The sequence below is a fragment of the Actinokineospora sp. PR83 genome (assembly GCF_021056305.1).
Taxonomy (GTDB): Bacteria; Actinomycetota; Actinomycetes; order Mycobacteriales; family Pseudonocardiaceae; genus Actinokineospora; species Actinokineospora spheciospongiae.
Map to the genome: position 1 here is coordinate 55,879 of NZ_JAJCXD010000011.1, position 23,991 is coordinate 79,869.

Here is a 23,991-nt window from a genome sequence, read left to right on the forward strand (position 1 = left end):
CGGACAAGCCCAAGTTCAGACGGCGTGATGAAGGCGAAAGGCTCGCTGGTGTCAGGAGACGTAGCCGAACTGGAGCACGCACCAACCTGGCTGAGAGTTATAAGCGCTACCAGGCACGATCGCAATCGCATAAGAGACACGCCGGTCCGGTCCTTTCCTTTGAACAAGCCGCTATTGACAGCCTGCGCGGACGAAGTCGTCAGTCGCGTCTGACTCTAGCTTCTGTGGCGGATTGCCATTTCCGGTAGCTCGGTAGATGGTGAAGTAGCGGAGTTTTGCCCGGTCTGCACGTACATCAGCGTTTGCGCCCGGCGGCAGGGGATCGCAAAGATTTCCGGTTGCACGAAAGATGGTAACATTAGCAGAAGAGTCTCGAATTTCCCGCGTGTATGGTTGTCCGTCTATCTCGTACTGGACTGCTATATTAAAGGTGTAGCTTGAAAGCGGGGCCCGAAAGTGTACCGCTATGGACTGGGGCTCTCCTTGACGGAGAATAAGTGGGTGCTCCGCAAAATATGGATCACCGTAGGAGCCGGTTTTAGCGTCGTATATCACCGCCTCAGCGCGTGGCTGATCGAGTCGAACACCAAGCTGGGTAGCCAAACCTTCAAGATTTGGATTGTAGAACAAAACATCCGTAGTCGGCTTTCCTGGTATCGCGTGGATAGCTTCTACTGATTTGATAGTCACGTCTCGATCGGTGCGAGCAAAGTTTAGAGTTAGTACGAGGCCGCCGTAGGCATAACCTCCGGCTTCCATCTGCCGACTGAATAGCGTCTGCCGTTCACTAGGGCTGGCCGGATCTTCAAATTGGAACTTTTCTTCGGCAGTGAGATCGCGTGGTGCCGCGAAAGCCGTACTGATGCCGCCCTGTACGTCGCTTGTGTAGGTATAGGTCAGCCCGAAGTCACGTTCGAGGGCAAGGTTGTCGAGGGTATCTGAGGAGTTTTTACCGGGCTGCGCAGAGTCGCCAGATTGGAAGTAGATAAACGCTGTGACGGTGATTGCTGCGACGGTGGCACCTAGTCCGGCTTGCCACTTCCGGCGCTGCAAAAAGCCACGAGGGGGAACAGGGACGAAACCGGGATCGTCCTCTTCGAGAATGCGGTAGCCGTGGCCTTCCCTGACGGGGTAAGGGATGATTGTGCGACCAACATTTTCCGATTTTTCATCAAGAAGAGAAATGTCAGTATCGGTTGGTTTGGATGGAGCGACGGGGTGTTGGGCAATATAAGTAATGAAATCACTTGTATATGTGTCTGACGATTTCGGACTTACCGTCACTCCTGCTACTGGATTTTTATCGACGTATCTTCGACGTTCTATAAGATTTTTCTTGAATATCTGAGGAATAGAGATATTGAAGGAAATCATTACCCCTAAGGGAAATTTGTCAGGGTCTTGATTTCCAATTTCAATCTCTTTGAGAGCATTCTTGATGCATGTGGCAATGATGTAGGCGGCCCTACCAGGTGCAGCATCATCGGGAATGTCAAAATGTTTGCGAATTGCAGGTGTCAGACGAGATTGCAAGCCTTTATCGCGCAGACCTCGGAGGTTTGTCAGCGCTCTGATTTCCTGCTTAAGGTCAGCATATGAAGACTCTGAATCGGCGATTATTCCGGGTGGAGCCACCTGAAGTTCTCCAAGCGTACGGTAGGGCCACTAGAGGCGCAATTATATTTCAATAGATGCAGACGGAGTCAATCTATTGACAAATCGTAGCGTTATTGTTATAACTACCATTAGTAATTCGAGATTTTATATGCGCAAACAGCCAGCACCACGCGAACAATCTAGTGCAAACTCTTGGCTCCAGAAAAGTTTGGATCTTAATGGGCTGTCGCCCAATGAGATAGTCGATTTATATCACTTAAATCCGATAGAAGATTTCGAGTGGGAAGACCTCTTGAAATTCTCTATCATAAGCGACGTCCAAAAAGGTTTTGATATAGTTAATGCTTTCATGGGAAGTCGCCACCTGGAAGATAGGCATGTTGTAGCCAGATCATCAGCTCTTCAAGTTCTCAGTCGGTATGCCCCTGATGAAACATTGCCAATGTGGGACCGATTGTTGCGGGACGAGGATGCAAGCATCCGTCGAAGTATCGTGGATGGATTGGGATTTGCAGTAGTTGGATGGAGTAATGGCGCAGGTTTTCGGGATTTTGAAACTTTCGGTCATAACTACGACGAAACCTGCGGTATCAGTTTAGAACAAGCCCACAACTTGATGTTGTCGTACGCCTACGCCGAGAACGGACAGGATCTCTATAGTCCGGGTCGGGCTGCTCTTTCGAAGCTCGTGGAGCTTCGGGGGGAAGACTATGTCAACCAGCGGTTGAGATAGTAACCGTGAAGGCACGCTTCGTATCGGTGCAGTTCAGAGCTAGTGGCAAGCCAGATCGGTGGGACACCTTGTTACTAATAAGGCCAGGTTGCCCCCTTTGTTGATCTTGAACCGAGCCCTACGTTCGTGGTGTCAGCTACTCAGCCTGATAGCCAGCCTGGACGTCGCTTCCGCTGGCTCACTTTGACAACTCCATGAATGAGGACACCTATGTCCAATGTTCCTTCTCGTCGTCCCACTACGTACTTGTACGGGGCGTCGAGCAAGCAGGTACAGCGCACGCTGAACGGCATGGATGATCGGCAGGAGATCGAGCTGGCGCACGTCCGCAATGAGGCGGAGCTGGCGGCCTCCGTCATTGAGGCCCGGAACGCCCTTGGCGCGGCGGCGGCCTTGGCTGACGCCAAGCTCAGCATGGCCATGCGGGCAGTGCCCGCAAACGACACCTCGGACATCCAGTTCCGCATGGCTATCCAGGAGGCCGTTCGTACGGGAGTAATCGCCGACCTCCTGAACTTCAACCCGTGACCGGGCTGTGGTTCAGCTTGGCGGTGACTGCTGCGGTCTTGGTGCTTCTGCACTGGGACGGCCGGTGGACAACCAAACGTCGGTGGCGGCAGCGGCAGCGTGAAGTGGAACGAGCCAAGCGGCTCGCTATCCGCCGTATCGAGGCCAACTACCAACGGGCTACCTGGTTGGTGATCCGTCGCTCCATGACCACCTCCCGGTCACGGCGGCCGGGCCGCGGTACCTGATTTCTCCCTCCCTGCACACGGCTGCCGCCAGGCGGCGGTAGCCGTGTGTCCCCACTGCATTGAAAGGAGGTCTTCCCTGATGGAAAGCACGCTCATCTCCGGGTACTTGCTGTTGCCGGTGGCAGGGCTGGCGTTCTTCCTGGGCTGCTGGTTCGGCCACCGCTTGGCCAACGCGCTGCTGCGCCGCTGGGAAAAGCGAGTGGCCGAGCGCACCCGAGTGCTCAACGCGATCTGCCAGGACTTGCAGCGGCGGGGCATTGACGTTCCCGCTTCGACGCTGGACTACCTCAACCGCACCCGTCCGCCGAAGCGGCACCGCAAGGGCCGCGACGGCTCGTGAGGCGACGACGCGGCAATCCCTTTGGCGGCCTGCGGCGGCGGCTGTGGTGGGGCTTGATCATGCTCACCACAGCCCCGCTGTGGCTGGCGGTCATCGTCAGTGGGATTGCCGCGTTGGCCGACGTGGTGGCAGACGCCCTGGCGGGCGTTCTGCCCTACGCGGTGGCGGCCTTGGTGGTGGTGGGGTTGTGGCGGTTGGTCATCAGCCGCTACCGCCGTTGAAGGCCGCTTTGTCGACTATTCCACATCAGAACAACTATTGACCAGGACAAGGTATTGCGTCATAACTAGGGACAGCTTTGGCACATATGTGTGCCAAATGACTGCTTAATGAGGGGAGGTTGCGCATGGCAAAACGCCGGAAGGTAGAACCACACTGGGAACTTCTTGCCTATGGGGTCCAACGGGAACAGCTTGAGGCCGATCTTCTGGCGCAGATCGTTGTCATGCTTGGCCGTCAGCTTGCCGAAGAAACGATGACCGATGCCGTAGCGCCCGCCACAAGCGAAGAGAGCGACTCATGATCGTCGCCCTCTGTCTCGTAGGTAGCGGTTTCCTGCTGGCTGGCCTGGTGATCGCGTTTCGGCTGATGGATGCCGAAGCTTGGCGTAAGTCGCTGCGTCCCTACTCGATCAGCTTCCCGGCCAGTCTCACTGCGGAGCAGGTGGCAACCTGGCTCGGGCGGGTAGCGGCCAGTACCCATGCCAGCCGCTTCGCTGTGGTGCCGCAGCCGCCGATCGTGCTGACGGTAGTGGCGACACGGGCCGGTATCCGACACGAGCTGCGGGTGCCTGCTGCTCTGGATGACGCTGTCCTGGCTGGTCTGCGAGCCGCGATGCCGGGTGTTCGGATCGAGGAACTTCCGAACAGTACGACTGAGTCCTTCCGACCCGTAGTTGCGGCCGAAACCCGTTTGACCAGTAGTCGTCGGTCCTTGGCTGTCGAGCAGGCTGAGGCAACCGCCGCACATGTCTTGGCATCGCTCGCACCACTTGGGCAGGACGAAGAAGTGCGGCTGGAATGGACGCTTACCGGGGCGGGCACACCTGCGCCGGTACGTGCTGACGATCTGTCATCCCCGGTCGCCCAGCCGGAAGACAGCGAGGCCCTACGGGCGGCCCGTCTCAAACAGCGCGATCCGGCCCTGAACGGGGTGCTGCGGCTTGGTGTGGCGACAAAGCGCCGTGGTGACGCTTCCCGCATCTTCGGTCGGGTGTTCGGCGCCCTGCGAGGTATGAACACTCCTGGGGTGCTGCTGGCTCGGAGGCTCGTGCCGTCGTTCGTGGTGGCGGATCGGATGCGACGCCCGACTCTGCCGGTGCTGCACTGGCCGGTATTGGCCGGAACGCGCGAGCTGTCTGGCCTACTTGGGGTGCCCATCGGGGAGCTTGCGCTTCCGGGCCTGAGCCGAGGGGCGGCACGCCAGTTGCCTCCTGGTGTCACCTTGCCGACCACAGGAAACGTGGTTGCTGAAAGCAACTATCTCGGTATGGCGAACCGGCCGCTGGCACTGAGACGGGCTGACCGACTGCGCCACGCCTGGGTGATCGGACCGACCGGAGTCGGCAAGTCGACGCTGCTCGCCAACATGATCATCCAGGACATGGCGGACAACCGCGGCCTGGTCGTCCTCGACCCCAAGGGGGACTTGGTGAGCGATGTGCTCAGCCGCGTGCCCGAGAACCGGCGGGACGACGTGGTGCTGCTCGATCCGAGCGCCATCGACCGGCCGGTGGGTTTGAACATCCTCGACCTGGCCGGTGGTGAGCACGCGCGGGAGTTGGCCGTTGACCACCTGGTGCACGTCATGGCCTCATTGTGGCGCTCCAGCTTTGGCCCTCGGACGACAGATGTACTGCGCAATGCGTTGCTGACGCTGACCCATAGCCGGGCCGTGGACGGGAGCGCCCACACCCTCGTGGAGTTGCCGGAAATCCTGGTCAACAAGCGCTACCGGGCCTTCGTAACCGGGCAATCGTCCGTGCCACTCAGTGTCCGTCCCTTCTGGGCGGCGTTCGAGCAGATGAGCGACAACGAACGTGCCCAGGTCATCGGGCCAAGCCTGAACAAGCTCCGCAGCTTCACCACAAGATCATCTTTGCGGCTGCTGCTGGGGCAGTCGGAGGGCATCCGCCTGTCGGATGTGTTCACCAAGCGGCGCATCGTGCTGGTACCGCTCACGGCCGGAGTGCTCGGTGCGGAGACCACGGCGTTGCTCGGCTCGCTGCTCATGGCCGGGCTGTGGTCGGCAGCCCAAGCCCGGGTGGCGGTTGCCCCAGAGCGTCGGCACGCTGTGTTCGCCTACCTTGATGAGTTCCAGAACTTCCTGAAACTTGATCTTGAATTAGCGGACATGCTCGCTGCCGCCCGGGGCTACGGGCTCGGGATGGTGCTCAGTCACCAGTTCGTCAGCCAACTCACCCCGGAGATCAAGGCCGCGGTGCTCGGTACCGTCCGCACCCAGATCGCCTTCTCGCTGGAACTGGATGACGCGCGCGCGTTGGCACCGCGCTTCGCCCCACTGACGGCCGAAGACCTGAGCGGCCTGGCGGCCTACGAGATAGCCCTGCGAGCCTCGGTGGACAACACCACCCTGGCTACGGCGACAGGCACGACGCTGCCGCTGGCTGCCTCAACCGGCGACGGGGAAGCCCTCGCTCGGCAGGCCCGGGAGCGCTACGGGGTGTCGCGTGAGGAAGTGGAGAGGGCGCTCCAGGCGCGGATCACCCCACCGCAGCACGCCCGAACGTTCGGACGGGAGGCCAGCACATGAACCGAAAGAGTGTTGTCCTCGGTATTGCGGTCGCTGTTGTGGTCGTGACACATCTCCAGGGTGCAGTGACCTCGGTGGATGGTCCACCTACGCCCACGAAATACCACCCTCCGAACAGGAGGTCACTATGACAACCCGTCGCCCCCGTCCAACGTTCACCAACGACCGGCTCAGTGACCGTGACTGGGCCGTGCTGCTCGACCTCTACCGCCTGCGGGTCATGGCCGCCGACCAGATCGAACGGGTGCACTTCGCCGGTCTCACCGGCCGTAGCCGGGAGGTCGTACGCGGGCGGGTATTGCGGAGGCTTGTGAACTGGCGTCTCATCACGTCGCTCGGGCGCCGGATCGGCGGTACCCGTCGTGGCTCAGGATCGACCGCCTACGCCCTCGACAGCACCGGCCTGCGCCTGCTCGGTGAACGACTCGGCACCACGAACCCCACTGTCCGCATCCGTCGTCCCCGACCACCCGGTGGCCGCTTCCTGGAACACGGCTTGGCGGTGAGCGCGCTGTACGCCGACCTCATGGCCGCAACCCGTGACAGCGAAATCAACCTGGGCACCTTCGCGGGCGAGCCCGACTCCTGGTGGCCCGACGGAGCTGGTGGACAACTCAAGCCTGACGCCTACGCCCGGCTCGCACGCGGCAACGTCATCGACCACTGGTGGATCGAGGTCGACCGGGCCACCGAGAGCCTCCCCACGATCCGACGCAAGCTGACGGCCTACCTGAGCTTCGCGGAGCGTGGCCAGCTCGGCCCCAACGGTGTCGTACCCCGAGTGCTGGTCAGCACCATCTCGGAGCAGCGACAGCAGGTAATCCGGGCTGTTGTGCGACAGCTTCCCACTCCGGCCGATGAGCTGTTCCTCGTGACGTTGGACCGTGATGCCTGGCTGTCAATGCTCAGTAGCTTGAAGACATGATCTTGTTCGGTATGTTGTCTATTTTACGGCACACATCTGTGCCAAGAGAGGGTATCATGGAGGTAGATAAACGGAGGATCACATGAACGACAAGGTGCTGAACCAGGGAGAAGGTATCACCCTTGGTGCTTTTTTGAAGCAGGCGCGACAAGCCGCCGGTTTGTCGCATCGTCTGCTGGAAGCCATGAGCGGTGTCGGCCGCATGACCATCCAACGTCTGGAAACTGACTGGTTCAAAGAGCCATCTCCAGACGACTTGGCTAAATTGGCGCGAGTGCTAGAACTCAACGACACCGACCTGTTCCTCATGGCAGGCATACCGGTACCGAAAAAGAATGCCAGCCTGGACGTCATGCTACGCGCCGAATACGGCTTACCACCGGAAGCCATTGCGGAAGCCAAGCGAGCGGTCGCCGACCTGGTTGCCAAATACGACACCAAGCAGGAGGGGCAAGCCGACACTCGATGACATTAAAAGAAAGGAGCTTCACATGACTACAACACAACAAACATCCGTACCACCGGACATAGTGGCACAACTACGGGCAATGGCGCCGCTACGCCCATTGACCCAAGGTGACGCTTACACGATAGCCGAATATCAAGCCAGTAAAGCCCTGGAACTTGCTGGAATTACCAGTCCACATGTGGCGCTGGACTGGATATTGGACCTGCCACACACCGAAGTTCGTCTGGAACCTCGTCACGCCATGCACCGGTTGTCCGGTTCGATGACCTACACCGGGGGTCGCTACCTCATCCTGATCAACAAGAACGATGCCCATGCCCGACGTCGCTATTCGCTGGCCCACGAGTGGAAACACGTCATTGATGACACCGCTGCCAAGGTGCTGTACAGCCGTTTCGGTCATGGTGATGAACTGGCCCGGGAACGCAAGGTTGAGCGTATTGCCGATCACTTCGCGGCCTGCCTGCTCATGCCTCGGCTATGGGTGAAAGGGGCCTGGATGAACGGCATCCAAGACCTTCCGGCCTTGGCGGGACTGTTCATGGTCAGCGAGGAAGCTATGCGCATCCGACTAACCTACCTCGGACTATTGGACGATGAGGTATCCAGAGAGCATCGGACCTACTTCCGTCGCGTCGCCAGTCCTGACCTGTGCTGCATCTAATACCAGAAAGGAGAGAGTGTCCATGAGTGCTAACACGCTCAACGCAACACGCACGAAACCGGCTACGCTGCCCGACAAACGGGCTGTGCTCTATCTGCGCGTCTCAACACCGGGTCAAGTTCACACCGACTACGACCCGGAAGGCATCTCCATTCCCGCGCAGCGACAGGCCGGCAAGCGCAAGGCCGACTCACTCGGCGCGAACATTGTCAAAGAATTCGTGGAACCTGGCCGCTCGGCGACCAGTATCGACAAACGCCCTGTCTTCCAGGAAATGATCGCCTGGGTGAAGCGGCAGAAAGACATTGATTACGTCATCGTCTACCACTTCAATCGTGTCTTCCGAAATGGCGTCGACGCAGGTGTCACCAAGCGGGACCTCAAAAAGGTGGGTGTCCGCATCATCTCCACGGTGCTCGACATGGGCGAAAGCCCGGAGAGCGCGATGGTGGAGTCGATCATCCATGCCGTCGACCAATATCAGTCCGAAGCCAGTGGTGCCGACATAAAGTACAAAATGGGACAAAAGGCTAAAAACGGTGGTACGATCGGCGCCGCTCCGCTTGGCTACCACAACACTCGTGAAGCCAAGGCCGAAGGCGGCGAAATCCGCACGGTCGCTGTAGACCCACAACGCGGCCCACTGGTGCGTCAAGCCTTCGAGTTGTTCAGCACCGGCCAATACACCGGCATCGAGGTACATCAACGCATAGTCGAGGCCGGGCTCACCACCCGTGGTGACCGTCGAACCCCCTCACGGCCCGTATCACTGAGCAAGCTCTACGAAATCCTGTCCGACCGCTACTACCTGGGCATCGTGGAATACGACGGACAGGAGTACCCCGGCCGCCACGAACCGCTTGTGACGCCGGAGGTCTTCGAGCGCGTCCAGCGTGTCCTTGCCCTGCATGGCGGTGGCGGCACGCGCAGGCGTGTCCACCATCACTGGCTCAAGGGTCTGCTGTTCTGCCAGCGTTGCGGCAGCAGGCTCATCATCACCCCGGGCAAGGGCAATGGTGGCACTTATATGTACTTCATGTGCCGGGGTCGCCAGCAGAAAACCTGCGACCTGCCCTACCTCAAGATGCAGGCCGTGGAGCAGGCCGTGGAACGGCACTACTCCACCGTGCGCCTGTCAGACGGCTTCATGGCCCGTGTTCGGGCTGAACTGGGTGACACGCTGCACACCGAGCTGAGTGGCATCAAGAACATGAAGACACGGCTCATTGCCCGGCTGAGTGAACTGGACACCCGGGAAGACAGCTTCCTGGACCTACTCGGCGACCCGGACTGGCCCCGGGACAAGATCAAGAAGAAGCTGGCTGCGGTCGAGCGGGAGCGGGATGAAATCCGTGGCCAACTGGCCGACACCACCAGCAAGCTCGACACCGGCCGTCAGTTCTTCCTGACCGCCCTGGAGCTGCTGCGTGACCCCCAGGCCTTCTACCGCCGTGGTGGGGCAGCCGTGAAGCAGGCTCTCACCAAGGTCATCTTCGCCAAGCTGCACCTGGACATGCGAGATGTGGCTCAGGTCATGGCCCATGACCTCACCGAAGGACTCGAAGCACTGGTCGAAGCTGACCGGCAGCGTCAGACGCTGAACCGCCGTACAGACACACTTGGAGACTTGCAGGGCTGGGAGGACTCCTGGAACAGCAACAGGCCCCTCCCGAAGGAGGGGCCTGAGCCTCATGAGGATCTTACTGATGTAGACCTTCTCTGCCTTGGTCTGGAGGACCTTGGTTCAAGTAAGGGCTACTTGGTGGAGGTGCCGGGAATCGAACCCGGGTCCTCTGTCGCTTCAACAGGGCTTCTCCGTGCGCAGTTCGCATTGTCTCCACTCGGCCCCACTGGTCACGCGAACAAGCCAGTGTGACGGGCCCAGTCACTGTGAGCTTCCCGCTCAGGCCCCGTGACCGGGACTGGCGGTGAGCCTCCTAGCTGATGCCGGCGACCGGGACGGAGGCGCTCCCGGGCCGACAGACTCACACTCGCTTAGGCAGCGAGGGCGAAGTCAGCGCGACTGTTAGTCTTGGCGCTTATTGGTTTGCGGGCGACGCTTGAGGTGGTCAATCCCGCCTGCACCTGCACGCTTCTCCTGAATCTACGGCCAGAGTCGAAACCGTTCACCCCCTGGGTGTTGACGTTGCTCTGCCCATCCTAACGCCCCGCGGCCCCGGTTTCATCCCGGTTCCCCCCACGGGTCTGCGGGAGGCACCCGGACGGTGGTGGGGACAGCCCCACCCCGGACCCGCCTGTGCTCCCCATCGACCCCGCCGCCGGGTGCCGAGATGCTGGGTCCATGACATCAGCAGCGGTTTCCCGGCCCTCGGTGGTCGGGTCCCTGGGGTTCCTGACCATGAACCTCGCCGTCGGCATCATCGGGTTCACCGTGGTGGTGACCCTGTTCGCCGTGGGGGTGGGTACGGCGGTCGTGTGGGTGGGGTTGCCGGTGCTGGCGCTGGCGGTCCTGCTGTCGCGCGGTGGGGCGCGGTTGGAGCGGGCGCGGGTGTACGCGATGCTCGACACGCACATCGACCTGCCCTACCCGGCCCTGCCGGAGAAGAACCGGTGGCGGGCGCGGGTCAAGGACGTCAACACCTACCGGGACGCCCTGTACTTCCTGCTGATGCTGCCGGTGGGGATCGCGGAGTTCACCGTGGTGGTCACGCTGTGGTCGACCAGCCTCGGGTTGGTCTTCCTCCCCCTGTTCTACCGGTGGCTGCCGGAGGGCGAGTTCCGGGTGTTCGACTGGGACCGGCCCTGGGTCGTGGTGGACTCCGTCCTGGATGCCGTGCCGTTCGCGCTGGTGGGGGTGGTTCTGCTGGGTCTGACGATCCTGGTGACCCGGGGTCTGGGTCGGGCGCACGCCCGGTTCGCCCGCGCGCTGCTCGGGCCCGCCAGGAGCCTGGCGTGAACCGCCGGTACCCGAACCCGGCGAGGGCGATCCTGTACCTGATCGGCCTGCTGCCGCTGGGCCTGACCGCCTTCGTGGTGACCGTGGTGCTGACCGCGGTGGGGATCGGCACGGTCGTCGTGTGGGTCGGGGTGGCCGTGCTGGTGGGGGCGGCGGTGGCGGCGCGGGCGTTCGGGAACGCGCACCGGGCCTGGGCGCAAGCGCTTGCCGACGTGGAGCTGCCCGCCCGGCCGCTGCTGCCGCAGACCGACGCCGGGGTGCTGCGGCAGTGGCGGGAGCTGCTGACCGACCGGCGGACCTGGCGCGACCTGGCCTTCGTGCTGGTGGCCTTCCCGGTCTCGGTGTTCTGCTTCGCCGTCGGCGTCGTGAGCATCCCGCTGGTCCCGCTGGCCTTCCTGGTCGCGCCGAGGGTGGCCTGGCTGCACGCGCGGTTCGCGGTGGCCGTCCTCGGTCCGGACCGGACCGCCGAGCAGGCCGCGCGGGCCGACCGGCTCCAGGCTTCGCGGGCCAGGGGCGTCGACGCCGCGGAGGCGGAGCGGCGGCGGATCGAGCGGGACCTGCACGACGGGGCGCAGCAGCGGCTGGTCGCGGTGGCCATGGGGCTGGGGCGGGCCAAGGGCAAGTTCGACGCCGACCCGGACGCGGCCAGGGCGCTGGTCGAGGAGGCGCACGCCGACGCCAAGCTGGCCGTCGCGGAGCTGCGGGACCTGGCGCGGGGGATCTACCCGGCGGTGCTCGGGGACCGGGGGCTCGACGCGGCGCTGTCGTCGCTGGCGGCGAGGTCGCCGGTGCCGGTGGAGGTCACCGTGACCGTCGAACCCCGCCCGCCCGCCGCGGTGGAGAGCACGGCGTACTTCATCGTGGGGGAGTGCCTGACCAACATCGCCAAGCACGCGAACGCGCGCCTGGTGGCGGTCAAGGTCTGGCGCACCGCGGCCGACCAGGTGGTCGTCGAGGTCACCGACGACGGCGTGGGCGGGGCGACCGTGCGCGCGGGCGGCGGGCTCGCGGGCCTGGCCGACCGGGCCGCGACCATCGATGGGGTGATGACCGTGGTCAGCCCGGTCGGCGGTCCGACCGTCGTCCGCGCGGACCTGCCGTGCGCGTGGTGACACCATGACCGGCATGCGCGTCGTGATCGCCGAGGACTCCGTCCTGCTCCGGGTCGGGGTCACCCGCCTGCTCGCCGACGAGGGCATCGAGACCGTCGCCGCCGTCGAGGACGGCTCCGGCCTGCTCGACGCGGTCCTCGAACACCGGCCCGACCTGGCGATCGTCGACGTGCGGATGCCGCCGACGTTCACCGACGAGGGGCTGCGCGCGGCCCTGGGGGCGCGGGAGCGGGTGCCGGGGCTGCCGGTGCTGGTGCTCTCGCAGTACGTCGAGGAGCGCTACGCCGTGGAACTGCTGGCGGCGGGCACCGGCGGGGTCGGCTACCTGCTCAAGGAGCGGGTCGCCGACGTCGCCGAGTTCGTGGACGCGGTGCGCCGGGTCGCCGGGGGCGGCACCAGCATCGACCAGGAGGTGATCGCGCAGCTCATGGCCCGAGGACGCAGGAACCCGGTCGACGCGCTGACGCCGCGCGAGCGCGAGGTGCTGGGGCTGATGGCCCAGGGCCTGTCGAACGCGGCCATCGCCCGGTCGCTGACGGTCTCCGACGGCGCGGTGGAGAAGCACGTGGGCAACATCTTCGCCAAGCTGAACCTGGAACCCAGCAGCGACGAGCACCGCCGGGTCCGCGCGGTGCTCACCTTCCTGGAACGAGTCTGACCTTCCTGGAAGTTGCTCAGCCCTCGCGCACCTTCTCGGTGGTGGTCAGCTCCGCGGCGCCCGGGGTGAGGTCGAAGCGGTCGCCGTCCCAGGTCAGCAGGGACAGGGTGGCGGTCTTGAGGACCGGGCGGGTGCCGCTGAGCGTGGCGACGACGTCCTCCAGGTCCGGGTTGTGCCCGATCAGCAGGACCGTCTCGGCCGACTGCGGCAGCGTGCCCAGCACCGCGAGGATCGAGTCCGGGCCCTCGCCGTAGAGCTGCTCGTCGTGCACGACCGTCGGGGCGCCGTCGAGTTCGGCGGCGACGATGTCCCAGGTCTGCCGGGTTCGGGTGGCGGGGGAGACCAGGGTGAGGTCGACCGGGCCGACCTTCGCCGCCAGCCACCGGCCCACCGCCGCGGCGTCCCGGCGGCCCCGGTCGGCCAGCGGCCTGCGGTAGTCGGGGACGCCCTCGGGCCACGCGGACTTCGCGTGCCGGAGGACCACCAGTCGACGCATCGGGGCCACCTTCCTTCTCCTGCCCCCCATCGAACCAGCCCTACCCGCGTGCGCGTAACCGCTTGACGGTGAACCACACCACCGCCGCCACGGCCAAGCCGATCACCAGGTACTCGAAGACGCTCGCGAACCCCTCCATCCGGTCCCAGTTCTCCCCGAGCAGGTACCCGGCGACCACGAACAGCGAGTTCCACAGCAGGCTGCCCGCCGTGGTCAGGGCGACGAACCGCCACAGCGGCATCCGGCTGACCCCGGCCGGGATGGAGATCAGGCTGCGGAACACCGGCAGCATCCGCCCGAAGAACACCGCCACCCCGCCGTGGCGCTGGAAGAACGCCTCGGTCCGGTCCACGTCGGACACCTTGAACAGCGGGATCTTCCCGGCCAGCGCGCGCAGCCGGTCGGTGCCCAGCCGCGCGCCCAGCCAGTACAGCGCCAGCGCGCCGACGACCGAGCCGAGCGTGGTGAAGAACAGGGCGCTGGCCAGCGAGATCCGCCCCTGACCGGCGGCGAACCCGGCGAGCGGGAGGAACACCTCGCTGGGCAGCGGTGGGAACAGGTTCTCGGCCGCGATCAGCAGGCCCGCACCGGGCGCCCCCAGGACGTCCATGACGCCGAGCGCCCAGCCCGCCAGCCCGCCGGGCTCCGTCGTCGTCGACTGCACTCCCGTTCCTTACCCCACCGCGGGTGGTTCGGAAACCTCCCGGCGCAGGCGGCGGAACTCACGCCACACCGCGGCGACGACCAGCAGGTCCACCGCGGCGAAGGCGGCCAGCGCGATCGAGTCGGTGCGCACCGCCCGCAGCACCTCGTAGCCCACCAGGGCCAGCAGCACCACGCAGGCCACCGGGAACGCCGTCACCACCCGCCGCGACAGGGCGACGACCAGGCCGATCTTCACGACGCCGTGCAGCAGCAGGTACCAGATCGCGAAGCCGCGGGTGCCGCCCTCGGCGAAGTCCGCTGCCGCCCGCGACAGGTGGTGGGCCAGCATGCCCCGCTGGTCGCCGAGCAGGTCCCGGGTGATCACCGCGTTGGCCACGCCGGTGATCAGCGCGGGCGGGACGAGCAGCAGGACGAGCGCGCCCAGCAGTTGCAGCACCCCGTCGGCCCCCTTGACGACCACGGCCAGCCGGAACAGGAACCCGGACCGCTGCGCACGTCGACTCACGCGTACAGGATGCCCGGGTCGGTGGCGTTTGTCCCGGTTCCACGGCGCCGGGTCTGCCCAGAGCCCTGTTCAGCGGGGTTTGCGCTGGATGCTGTGCCGGGTCGGCGGGGCCGTCAGCGGGTCCTCCGGCCAGCGGTGCTTGGGGTAGCGGCCGCGCAGCTCGGAGCGCACCCTGGCGTAACCGGTCTCCCAGAACGACCGCAGGTCGGCCGTGACCGCGACCGGTCGGCCCGCGGGGGAGAGCAGGTGCAGCACCACCGGCACCCGGCCGTCGACGAGGGTGGGGGTGTCGGTCCAGCCGAACACCTCCTGCACCTTGACCGGCAGCGCCACCCCGTCACCGCTGTAGTCGAGCCGGACGGCGGACCCGGAGGGGACGGTGAGCCGCTCCGGGACCAGCTCGTCGAGCCGGGTCGCCGCGGGCCACGGCAGGAGGGTGCGCAGGGCGGCGGTCATGTCGACCCGGGCCAGGTCGGCGCGGGAGCGGGCACCGCCGAGCCAGTGCTCGGCGGTGGCGAGCAGCGCGTCGTCGTCGACCGCGGGCCACGGGTCGCCGAGCACGCGGTGCAGCAGGTCCAACCGCTGCCGCAGGCCGGTCGCGCGGGGGTCGAAGCGCAGCAGGGACAGGCCGCCGCGCCGCAGGCCCGCCAGGACCGCCGCGCGCACCGCCTCGGCGGGCGGTTTCGCCAGCGGCCGCTCCCGCAGCACGATCGCGCCCAGCCGCCGCACCCGCCGGGCCACGACGTCACCGTCCCAGTGGACCTCGTCCTCCTCGGTGACCGTGCCCGCCGCCACCGCCAGGTCCTCGTCGGCCGCCGCCGCCAGCCGCACCTTCCCCTGCGCGGCCCCCGGCGCCCGGTCGGCCACCGCCACGGCCAGCCACTCCGGTTCGCCCAGCCCCGGCGCCTCCACGGCCGTGCCGTTGGCCAGCAGGTACACCGCCCCGCCCCCGGCCCGCCGCCGCCCGATCCGCTCCGGGTGCGCCAGCGCCGTGACCAGGGCCGCCGCGCCCGCCCGGGTCCCCCCGCGCCCGCGCTCGACCTCGGCCAGCGCCGATTCCAGCCGCCCCACCTCGCGGCGCCACCGGGCGGAGGACGGCGTGCCCGAGCGCAGCGCGCGCAGCCCGGCGTCCAGGTCGGCCCCGGTGACCAGCCCGTCGTCGTCCAGGACCGCGACCACCTCGGCGGCGGTGCGCGCCCCGACCGACCGCGACCCGTCCAGCAGCGCCCGCGCCAACCGCGGGTGCAGGCCCAGCCGCGCCATCGCCCGCCCGCGCTCGGTCACCCCGGACGCGTCCAGCGCGCCCAGCGCGGTCAGCACCTCGCGGCCTGCCGCCAGCGGTCCCGCGGGCGGGGCGTCCCACCAGCTCAGCGCCGACCCGTCCGGCGTTCCCCACACCGCCAGCTCCAGCGCCAGCCGGGTCAGGTCGGCGGTGCGGATCTCCGGCTCCGGGAACCGCGGCAGCGTGGCCTGCTCGTGCGCGGGCCAGCAGCGGAACACCCGGCCGGGCGCCTCCCGGCCCGCGCGACCGGCGCGCTGGGTGGCCACCGCCGCCGACACCCGCACGGTCACCAGCCCGGACATCCCCCGCCGGTGGTCCACCCGCGACACCCGCGACAACCCGGAGTCCACCACCGCCCGCACCCCCGGCACGGTCAGGCTCGACTCCGCCACGGCCGTCGACAGCACCACCCGCTGCGCCGTCCCCGGCCGCAGCGCCGCGCTCTGCCGCTCCAGCGGCAACCGCCCGTGCAGCTCCACGACCTCGCGGTCCGACAGCATCGCCGCCACCCGCCGGATCTCGCCCACGCCAGGCAGGAAGACCAGCACGTCACCCTCCACAGCGGACAGCGCTGCCCGGGTGGCCCGCGCCACCGTCCCCTCCACCCGCTCACCGCGCAGCGGCGGGACGTAGGTCTCCTCGACCGGGAACGCCTCGGCGTCCACCGACACCACCGGCCCGCCCAGCAGCCCCGCCAGCGCCGACGAGGCCACCGTCGCGCTCGTGGCCAGCAGCCGCAGGTCCGGCCGCAGCCCCTCGCGCGCGTCGAGCAGCAGCGCCAGCAGCAGGTCCGCGTCCAGGTGGCGCTCGTGCACCTCGTCCAGCATGACGGTGTCCACACCGGACAGTTCCGGGTCGTGCTGCAACCGCCGCACCAGCAGCCCGGACGTCACGACCTCGACCCGGGTCTCCCGCGACACCCGCCGGTCGCCGCGCACCGAGTAGCCCACGGTCCGGCCGACCGGCTCACCCAGCAGCGCCGCCATCCGCGTCGCCGCCGCCCGCGCCGCCAGCCGCCGCGGCTCGGCGACCACCACCGAACCCGGCAGCGCCAACGGCACCAGCGTCGTCTTCCCCGTGCCGGGCGGGGCCACGAGCACCGCCGTGCCGTGCGCGTCGAGGGCGCCGGTGATCTCGTCGAGGGCGGCTCGCACCGGGAGGTCGCGCATGGTGCCCAGCCTGTCAGGCAGGCGCCCGGCCTGTCAGGTCCGGTGGTCGGGGGGCGCGCGGCTCTCAGGTTTCGCTCAGCGTGCCCGGGTAGCCTCACCTGCTGTGACCAAGGCTGTCGTGCTCGACGGGGTCGGCACGCTGCTGCGGCTGGGGTTGGCCGCGGTGTGGGCGGTGTCGGGGTGGCTCAAGGTGAGCGATCCCAACCAGACCTTCATCGCCGTGCAGGCCTACGACCTGCTGCCCGCCGGGCTGGTGAGCCCGGTCGCGGCGGCGGTGCCATTCGTGGAGCTGGCGCTGGCCGCACTGCTGCTCCTCGGGCTCGGCACCCGGGCCGCAGCCGTGCTGTCCGCGATCGTGCTGCTGGCCTTCATCGGCGCGGTGGCCCAGTCCTGGGCGCGCGGGCTGAGCATCGACTGCGGCTGCTTCGGCGGCGGCGGGCAGGTCGCCGCGGGCGACACCCGCTACCCGCAGGAGATCGCCCGCGACGTCGGGTTCCTGCTGATGGCCGGGTGGCTGGCGGTGCGACCCCGGACCGGGCTGTCGGTGGACGGCCGGTTCGCCCGTGCGACAGTGGACGCGAGGTGAGGAGGAACCGTGGGCGGAGCGGAGCGCAACGCGCGCAAGCGCAAGCGGAACCAGGGCGGCGGTGCCGGGCCGGGTGGCGCGACGAGCGGTGCCAAGGCGGCGGGCGGCAAGGCGGGCGGCGGCAAGCCCGCGGCCAGGCCCGGTAGCGCCCAGGCCGCGCTGGCGGCGGCGCGCGCCGGGAAGAACGACCGCACCAAGGTGATCCTCGGCGTGGTCGCCGTGGTGGTCGTGGCCGCCGCGGTCATCGGCGGGGTGATCTGGACGAACAACAAGAAGAACGCCACCGCCGACGCGGCCATCCCGGTCGCCGCCGCGCGCCAGGAGCTGCCGACCAGGCGCGAGGACGCCGCCGTGCTGGTGGGCGAGGACTCCGCGAAGGTCACCCTCGACGTCTACGAGGACTTCCTCTGCCCGGCCTGCCGCGGGTTCGAAGCGCAGTTCGGCCCGGCCATCGAGCAGAAGATGGACGAGGGCGTGCTCAAGGTCCGCTTCCACCTGGTGAACCTGCTCAACAGCCGCTCCGACCCGGAGGGCTACTCCACCGACTCGGCCAACGCCGCGCTGCTGGCCGCCGACGAGGGCAAGTTCCTCCGGTTCCACAAGAGCCTCTACGACAGCCAGCCCGAGGAGGGCGCCCGCGGCTGGAGCAAGGACCAGCTGATCGAGCTGGGCAGGGCCGTCGGCATCACCGGCCAGGCCTTCGCCGACGGCGTCCGCGCGGGCAAGTACGACCAGCAGGTCACCGCCGCCTACGAGAAGGCCCGCAATACCGAATCCCTGCTCCAGGACGCGGGCAACGGGCAGAAGGCGTTCGGCACCCCGACCCTCGCGGTGGGCGACAGGGTGGTCGACACCTCCCAGGCCGACTGGCTCGAACGGCTGGTCACCGGCTGACCCGCGCCCCCGGATCGGGCCGTCAGGCCCACTGGGCGCCGTAGCCCAGGCCGGTGCGCGGGTGGTCGAAGGCGACGTGCACCTCACCGAGCGCGTCCGGCACCAGGATGTCCTCGCTGGGCCGGATCTCGTCCACGTCACGCGGGAACGCCTCCGCCAGGCCCCACACCCGGGCGGGCACCGCGCCCGGGGCGAACCGCACCCGCAGGTCGAACTCGTCGCACCGGCGCTCGGGGAAGAACACGTAGTGCGAGCGCATCGACTGGTGCGCGGCGGTCCGGGTGATCACCGTGAAGTCGTGCTCCTCACCGACCTGCAGCGGCCGGGGCAGCGCCAGCCGGATGGTGAACCGGTTGCGCCGGACCCGCCGCACCCCGGTCATCGTCACCCCGTGCACCGGCTCCACCAGCAGTTCCGGCGGGTCGTCGGAGGCGGGGGGCACGGTGAACGACAGCTCGATCTCGGCCAGCTCCGGCCGCTCGGCGACGACGCACCGCCGCTCCAGGCACTCCGGGGACGCCCTGTCGTAGCGCAGCACCGCCTCGAACCGCCGCACGTACCAGCCGAGGTTGTCGTCGCGCCGCGCCACCGCCCCCGCCAGGGCCTGCTCCACCAGCAGCCCGACCCCCTCGTCGATGCGGCGGCGCACCGTGCGCGGGTCGCGCTCCATCCTGGCGGCGAGCCACTCGGCGCGCTCCCGCAGGAACTTGTGCCGGGTCTCCGGGTGCAGCCCCATCGCCACGGCGACGACCAGCCCCAGGTCCTCGGGCAGTTCCCCGATCAGGGCGCGCAGCCGGTCCAGCAGCTTCACCTGCGCCACGGCCGGATCGTCGGCGGGCGAGATGCCGCAGAGGAACCGCAGCGCCGGGCCGAGCTGCTCGGTGACGCCCGGCTTCTGCACACCGCGTCCCCTGCGCAGCGCCCGCAGCTCCGCCACCACCTCATCGGGTGTGAAACGCACGCAGACCTCCCTCGGCGGCATCCGCCGGGAAGCGTACCCGGCTGGGGCGTACGGCCCACGGAACCGCGCTGCGCACCGGTGCCCGGACCCGGGCGATCCACAGGTGTGGGCGCCGCGCCGCGGGGTAGCCAGTACGCAGCCGAACCGAGGGGGTCCCCATGTCCGAGACCGTCGCCGACCACCTGCTGCGCCGCCTGCGCGAGTGGGGTGTGGACCAGGTGTTCGCCTACCCGGGTGACGGCATCAACGGGATCGTCGCGGCGTTCGGCCGGGCCGACGACCGCCCCCGGTTCGTGCAGGTGCGGCACGAGGAGATGGCGGCGTTCGCGGCCGTCGGCTACGCGAAGTTCAGCGGGGCGGTGGGCGTGTGCATGGCCACCTCCGGCCCCGGCGCCATCCACCTGCTCAACGGCCTCTACGACGCCAAGCTCGACCACGTGCCGGTCGTGGCGATCGTCGGGCAGACCAACCGCAGCGCGATGGGCGGCAGCTACCAGCAGGAGGTCGACCTCCAGGCGCTGTTCAAGGACGTCGCCGGGGACTACCTGGTCGAGGTCAACGTCGCCGAGCAGCTTCCCAACGCCCTGGACCGGGCGATCCGCACCGCCCAGGCCACCAAGTCGCCCACCGCGATCATCATCCCGGCCGACCTGCAGGAGCTGGAGTACACCGCACCGCGGCACGAGTTCAAGCACGTGCCGTCGAGCCCGCCGAGCGCGGCGTGGTCGACCACGGTGGCCCCCGCCGAGGGCGTGGCCCAGGCGGCGGAGCTGATCAACGCGGGGTCGAAGGTCGCCATCCTGATCGGGCAGGGCGCGCGCGGGGCCGCCGAGCAGGTGCGCGAGCTGGCCGAGGTGACCGGCGCCGGGGTGGCGAAGGCGCTGCTGGGCAAGGACGTCCTGTCCGACGAGCTGCCCTACGTCACCGGGTCGATCGGCCTGCTGGGCACCCGCCCGAGCTACGAGATGATGCGCGACTGCGACACGCTGGTCATCGTCGGCTCCAACTTCCCGTACTCGCAGTTCCTCCCCGAGTTCGGCCAGGCCCGCGCGGTCCAGATCGACGTCGACGGCCGCTACATCGGCCTGCGCTACCCGACCGAGGTCAACCTCGTCGGCGACAGCGCGCACACCCTCGACTCGCTGATCCCGTTGCTGGTGCCCAAGACCGACCGGTCCTGGCGGACCACCATCGAGGAGAACGTCGCCTCGTGGTGGGACACCATGGACAGCCAGGCCGCGGTGGAGGCCAAGCCGGTCAACCCGATGCGGATCGTCTCCGAGCTGTCGGCCCGCATCCCCCTCGACGCCATCGTCACCGCCGACTCCGGCTCCTCCACCAACTGGTACGCCCGCCACCTCAGGATCCGCGGCGACATCCGCGCGTCGCTGTCGGGCACCCTGGCCAGCATGGGCCCGGCCGTGCCGTACGCCATCGGCGCCAAGTTCGCCCACCCCGACCGCCCGGTCGTCGCCCTGGTCGGCGACGGGGCCATGCAGATGAACGGCCTGGCCGAGTTGATCACCATCGCCCGCTACCGCGACCGCTGGCCCGACCAGCGGCTGGTGGTCTGCGTGTTCCACAACAACGACCTCAACCAGGTCACCTGGGAACTGCGCGCCATGGGCGGCGCCCCCAAGTTCGAGGAGTCGCAGTCGCTGCCCGAGGTCGACTACGCCGGGTTCGCCCGCTCCCTCGGCCTCGCCGCCATCACCGTCGAACGCCCCGACCAGCTCGGCCCCGCCTGGGACAAGGCCTTCGCCGCCGACTCCCCGATGGTCCTCGACGTGCACTGCGACCCGGAGGTCCCGCCGATCCCGCCGCACGCCACCTTCGAGCAGGTCCGCTCGGTCACCGAGGCCGTCCTCAAGGGCGACCCCGCCGCGCTGCACCTGATCACCCAGGGGGCCAAGACCAAGCTCCGGGAATTCCTCCCGGGCCGCGACCAGGACTGACCCGGCGGGGGCTCGGTGCGACCCCTCACGGGGAGTCGATGGTGCCCGCCGCGATGTCGAGCCGGTACTCCAGGAAGTTCGCCCAGTCCACCCGGATCTCCAGCTCCGCGCCCGGCTCCGCCCGCTCCGCGTCGCCGGTGACCTCGAAGTCCGGTTGGTCCGCCAGGATCGTCACCGCGGCCCGGATCGACTCCAGGTCCACCCCACAGGTCCGCGACAGCTCCAGCAGCGTCGTGCGCAGTACGTCGAGCGGGGCGTCGGCGTACGGGCCGAACAGGTCGATCAGCTTGCGCACCACCGGCCGGTGCAGGCCGATCCAGCGGAGCAGGTCCTCCTCGTCGGCCTGCTCCCGGGTCAGCGGCAGCACCTCCGCGGGCAGCATCGCCCACGGGTTCAGCTCGTAGCGGGTGTCCTCGTCGCGGCCGGTGGCGATGAGGACGGTGCAGGCGGCCAGGTAGTCCAGGACGTCGGACAGGGTGCGGGGGCGGAACACGCCCAGGGCATCGGCGTAGGCGTCGACCTCGGCGATGAGGCCGTCGAGCCAGGCGCGGTCCTCGGCGTTGGCCCTGGCGACCTCGCCGGGGGTGGGGGCGGCGCCGTCGAGGGCGGTGCGCAGGGTGTGCTCGGTCCACGGCTCGAACTCGTCCCAGGCGGGCCCGGACAGGCCCACCACCGCGTCCGGGGTGCGGCCGACCAGCCTGCCGACCTGCTCGCGGGTCGGGGCGCCGAGCAGCACCACCACGCCCAGGACCTCGACGGCCGCGTGCGGGACGAACCGGCTCCAGCCCAGACCGTCGAAGACGTCGCGGAACACCCCACCGCGCAGGACTTCCCCGGTGACTTCTTCCTCGGCCATGGACCGTGCATCTCCGCAGGCCACGTCCGCGTTACCGGTGACCTGGCACCTCCCTGCCACACCCCGGCGCGGACCGCCGTGTGCAACCGTTCGGCGCACCCCGCGCGCAGGTACCGCCACGACCGCACCGAGGAGGTGGGGTGCGCACAGCCGACGAGGCGCGCTTCCGCGAGTTCGCCGCCGCGCAGGCCCTGCCGCCGCGCAGGCAGGCATACCTGATGACCACCACCGAGCAGGACGCCCCGCCCACCGCCCCGCGGGCCCCGAGCCCCCGACCAGCCGCACTCGCAAGGCCGTCATCGCCGCCGCGGTCGCCCCGGCCATCGCGGGCGGTGGCGGCGCGGCCATCCACGCCGCGTCGAGCAGCAGCGCCGAGACCTCCGACCGGGCGGCCGACAGCGGTCCGCCGTCCTCCCGCGACTGGCCACTGTGGAATGGGAAGCCCCGGCCCGGTCAACCGAGGACGAACGGGAGCCTCCCGGCCAGGTCACCGAGTTCGGCGCGCTCCGCGGCGGACGGGGCACGCCGCCCGGTGCCGACCAGCAGCGCGTCCGCGTCGGAGAACGACGCGGGGAACGCGGCCCCGGCGATCGCCTCCAGCACCTCGCGCGACCGGGCGAGCCCCGCCGCGGGTGGCCCGGCGGTGTTCGGCAGGTGGGCGACCAGGTCGAGGTGGTGCAACGTCCACTCCAGGACGTAGGCGCCGAGGTAGTCGCCCGCGGTGAGGACCTGACCGCGCGTGCCGACCCGCAGCCCGGGGTCCACGAGCGCGGCGGCGCGGCCCGCGGCGGAACCGACGTCGTCGAGGTGGAACCTGAGCAGCCGCGGCTCCCCGTACGCGGCGGCCAACCGGACGGTCAGCGCGTCGAGCGGGTCGTCCCCGGTCGGCGGCGCCCCGGCGACCTCCCAGTAGGTGACCGCGTCGCGGGTCGGCTCCCCCTCGGCGGGCGTCACCAGCGTGATCAGCACGTCCTGGGCGTCGATGACCAGGTGGCACACCAGGTCCCGCACCAGCCAACCGGCACAACCGGACGGCTGCGCGAAGGCCCCGTCCGGCAACTCGGCGACCGCCGCCCGCAACGCCGCCCACGAGCGTGAGAAGAGATCCACGACCGCAAGTCAACAGCACCCGACCCCCGGAGCAGCCGAGGCACACCGCGCCTGACCGTCTGCACCTGACCGAGGTCTTCCCGCACGACTGGGCCCGCGAAACGACCGATTCCGCGCCCGCCCGCTGCTCGAACCCCCCAGAACAACGGCGGCCTCGTAATCGCACAACATCGCCGAGAAGGGGAAGTCACGTCGCAGGGTCAAGGAATAATCCAGTCGCCTGTGGTGGTCGGATTCGCCTCGGACTTAACATCATCCGACCTATTGCTCCGCCTCGGCGACCGTCGCGAGAACTCAAACCCGTGCCGATTGTCGTGACCGCCCTTCTCCCACTACTCCCACGACACCGACCCGACAAGGGCATTCGGCCCCTATTGTGCCCGACGTCCTGTTATTGCCGTCGTAGCCCAGGAACCCGGCGCATTCGGGGCCGTCCGGCACAGCCTGTTGGTACGACCACCGCAAGCACGGCAGTGACCTGGAACACATTGAATGATAAAATGGTGAGTCGTTTGCCGGCGAGTGGCGCGTGTAATCGCAGTTCATGGC

General features: G+C 67.8%; 24 protein-coding genes, 1 other RNA gene and 1 pseudogene. 16 read left to right on the forward strand and 10 right to left on the reverse strand.

What is annotated here, in order from left to right; all coding sequences use genetic code 11:
* Positions 1-171 precede the first annotated feature (171 nt).
* On the reverse strand, positions 172-1,635 hold the full coding sequence (locus tag L6E12_RS03770; protein WP_236226457.1) for a hypothetical protein: 1,464 nt from the start codon (positions 1,633-1,635) through the stop codon (positions 172-174).
* 130 nt (positions 1,636-1,765) lie between these two features.
* Here L6E12_RS03770 and L6E12_RS03775 point away from each other — a divergent pair, with 130 nt between their 5' ends.
* From L6E12_RS03775 to L6E12_RS35650, 10 genes and pseudogenes are all read left to right on the forward strand, one after another.
* On the forward strand, positions 1,766-2,350 hold the full coding sequence (locus L6E12_RS03775) for a HEAT repeat domain-containing protein (protein WP_236226458.1): 585 nt from the start codon (positions 1,766-1,768) through the stop codon (positions 2,348-2,350).
* Positions 2,351-2,641: 291 nt separating this feature from the next.
* Positions 2,642-2,878 (forward strand): hypothetical protein, encoded by a 237-nt coding sequence (locus tag L6E12_RS03780; RefSeq protein WP_236226459.1) that lies wholly within the window; start codon positions 2,642-2,644, stop codon positions 2,876-2,878.
* A 306-nt stretch (positions 2,879-3,184) separates the two neighbouring features.
* The gene (locus L6E12_RS03785; protein ID WP_236226460.1) at positions 3,185-3,445 is read left to right on the forward strand and encodes a hypothetical protein; all 261 of its coding nucleotides are present in this window, start codon (positions 3,185-3,187) and stop codon (positions 3,443-3,445) included.
* A gap of 59 nt (positions 3,446-3,504) precedes the next feature.
* Positions 3,505-3,666: a hypothetical protein gene (locus tag L6E12_RS03790; RefSeq protein ID WP_236226461.1), complete on the forward strand. Its 162-nt coding sequence runs from the start codon at positions 3,505-3,507 to the stop codon at positions 3,664-3,666.
* A gap of 125 nt (positions 3,667-3,791) precedes the next feature.
* Positions 3,792-3,968 carry a hypothetical protein gene (locus L6E12_RS03795; RefSeq protein ID WP_236226462.1) on the forward strand — a complete coding sequence of 59 codons (177 nt, stop codon included), beginning with the start codon at positions 3,792-3,794 and terminating at the stop codon, positions 3,966-3,968.
* Positions 3,965-6,217, forward strand: coding sequence for a type IV secretion system DNA-binding domain-containing protein (locus L6E12_RS03800; RefSeq protein WP_236226463.1), 2,253 nt, complete (start codon positions 3,965-3,967; stop codon positions 6,215-6,217). Before L6E12_RS03795 ends, L6E12_RS03800 begins: the two co-directional genes overlap by 4 nt.
* 127 nt (positions 6,218-6,344) lie before the next feature.
* Entirely contained in the window at positions 6,345-7,142 is a 798-nt protein-coding gene (locus L6E12_RS03805; RefSeq protein ID WP_236226464.1) for a replication-relaxation family protein, read from the forward strand.
* Positions 7,143-7,224: 82 nt separating this feature from the next.
* Complete coding sequence (locus L6E12_RS03810; protein ID WP_236226465.1) at positions 7,225-7,611, forward strand: helix-turn-helix transcriptional regulator; 387 nt, start codon at positions 7,225-7,227, stop codon at positions 7,609-7,611.
* 22 nt (positions 7,612-7,633) lie between these two features.
* Entirely contained in the window at positions 7,634-8,275 is a 642-nt protein-coding gene (locus L6E12_RS03815; RefSeq protein ID WP_236226466.1) for an ImmA/IrrE family metallo-endopeptidase, read from the forward strand.
* Positions 8,276-8,297: 22 nt separating this feature from the next.
* Positions 8,298-9,335: pseudogene (locus L6E12_RS35650) on the forward strand (recombinase family protein); the annotation flags it as partial.
* 213 nt (positions 9,336-9,548) lie between these two features.
* Here L6E12_RS35650 and L6E12_RS03830 read toward each other — a convergent pair.
* Both L6E12_RS03830 and ssrA read right to left on the reverse strand, forming a co-directional pair.
* Complete coding sequence (locus L6E12_RS03830) at positions 9,549-9,818, reverse strand: hypothetical protein (protein ID WP_236226469.1); 270 nt, start codon at positions 9,816-9,818, stop codon at positions 9,549-9,551.
* 217 nt (positions 9,819-10,035) lie between these two features.
* Positions 10,036-10,409: a transfer-messenger RNA gene (gene ssrA / locus L6E12_RS03835) on the reverse strand.
* A 168-nt stretch (positions 10,410-10,577) separates the two neighbouring features.
* Here ssrA and L6E12_RS03840 point away from each other — a divergent pair.
* The 3 genes from L6E12_RS03840 to L6E12_RS03850 are packed head-to-tail and all read left to right on the forward strand — an operon-like array spanning position 10,578 to position 12,962.
* The gene (locus L6E12_RS03840; RefSeq protein ID WP_236226470.1) at positions 10,578-11,192 is read left to right on the forward strand and encodes a sensor domain-containing protein; all 615 of its coding nucleotides are present in this window, start codon (positions 10,578-10,580) and stop codon (positions 11,190-11,192) included.
* Positions 11,189-12,304: a sensor domain-containing protein gene (locus L6E12_RS03845; protein ID WP_236226471.1), complete on the forward strand. Its 1,116-nt coding sequence runs from the start codon at positions 11,189-11,191 to the stop codon at positions 12,302-12,304. The genes L6E12_RS03840 and L6E12_RS03845 overlap by 4 nt, the downstream gene beginning before the upstream one ends.
* A 13-nt stretch (positions 12,305-12,317) precedes the next feature.
* Complete coding sequence (locus L6E12_RS03850) at positions 12,318-12,962, forward strand: response regulator transcription factor (RefSeq protein ID WP_236226542.1); 645 nt, start codon at positions 12,318-12,320, stop codon at positions 12,960-12,962.
* 16 nt (positions 12,963-12,978) lie between these two features.
* Here the strand turns inward: L6E12_RS03850 and L6E12_RS03855 are convergent, their stop codons facing one another.
* From L6E12_RS03855 to hrpB, 4 genes are all read right to left on the reverse strand, one after another.
* Positions 12,979-13,458: a histidine phosphatase family protein gene (locus tag L6E12_RS03855; protein ID WP_236226472.1), complete on the reverse strand. Its 480-nt coding sequence runs from the start codon at positions 13,456-13,458 to the stop codon at positions 12,979-12,981.
* 40 nt (positions 13,459-13,498) lie between these two features.
* Complete coding sequence (locus L6E12_RS03860; protein ID WP_236226543.1) at positions 13,499-14,068, reverse strand: DedA family protein; 570 nt, start codon at positions 14,066-14,068, stop codon at positions 13,499-13,501.
* 63 nt (positions 14,069-14,131) lie between these two features.
* A complete protein-coding gene (locus L6E12_RS03865) occupies positions 14,132-14,629 on the reverse strand; it encodes a DUF2127 domain-containing protein (protein WP_236226473.1) in 498 nt (165 codons plus the stop codon).
* 69 nt (positions 14,630-14,698) lie between these two features.
* Positions 14,699-17,080, reverse strand: coding sequence for an ATP-dependent helicase HrpB (gene hrpB / locus L6E12_RS03870; protein ID WP_236226474.1), 2,382 nt, complete (start codon positions 17,078-17,080; stop codon positions 14,699-14,701).
* Positions 17,081-17,183: 103 nt separating this feature from the next.
* Between hrpB and L6E12_RS03875 the strand changes: the two genes are divergently transcribed.
* Complete coding sequence (locus L6E12_RS03875; protein ID WP_236226475.1) at positions 17,184-17,666, forward strand: MauE/DoxX family redox-associated membrane protein; 483 nt, start codon at positions 17,184-17,186, stop codon at positions 17,664-17,666.
* 9 nt (positions 17,667-17,675) lie between these two features.
* Complete coding sequence (locus L6E12_RS03880) at positions 17,676-18,560, forward strand: thioredoxin domain-containing protein (protein ID WP_236226476.1); 885 nt, start codon at positions 17,676-17,678, stop codon at positions 18,558-18,560.
* Between the two features lie 22 nt (positions 18,561-18,582).
* On the opposite strand, the gene L6E12_RS03885 is transcribed toward L6E12_RS03880, so the two are convergent.
* Complete coding sequence (locus tag L6E12_RS03885; protein ID WP_236226477.1) at positions 18,583-19,521, reverse strand: hypothetical protein; 939 nt, start codon at positions 19,519-19,521, stop codon at positions 18,583-18,585.
* 158 nt (positions 19,522-19,679) lie between these two features.
* On the opposite strand from L6E12_RS03885, the gene L6E12_RS03890 reads away from it, so the two are divergent.
* Positions 19,680-21,476, forward strand: a complete 1,797-nt coding sequence (locus L6E12_RS03890) for a thiamine pyrophosphate-requiring protein (protein ID WP_236226478.1) — start codon at positions 19,680-19,682, stop codon at positions 21,474-21,476.
* Between the two features lie 25 nt (positions 21,477-21,501).
* Here L6E12_RS03890 and L6E12_RS03895 read toward each other — a convergent pair whose 3' ends face one another.
* Positions 21,502-22,332: a DUF6042 family protein gene (locus L6E12_RS03895; RefSeq protein ID WP_236226479.1), complete on the reverse strand. Its 831-nt coding sequence runs from the start codon at positions 22,330-22,332 to the stop codon at positions 21,502-21,504.
* Positions 22,333-22,785: 453 nt separating this feature from the next.
* Positions 22,786-23,442 carry a maleylpyruvate isomerase N-terminal domain-containing protein gene (locus tag L6E12_RS03900; RefSeq protein WP_236226480.1) on the reverse strand — a complete coding sequence of 219 codons (657 nt, stop codon included), beginning with the start codon at positions 23,440-23,442 and terminating at the stop codon, positions 22,786-22,788.
* Between the last annotated feature and the right edge of the window lie 549 nt (positions 23,443-23,991).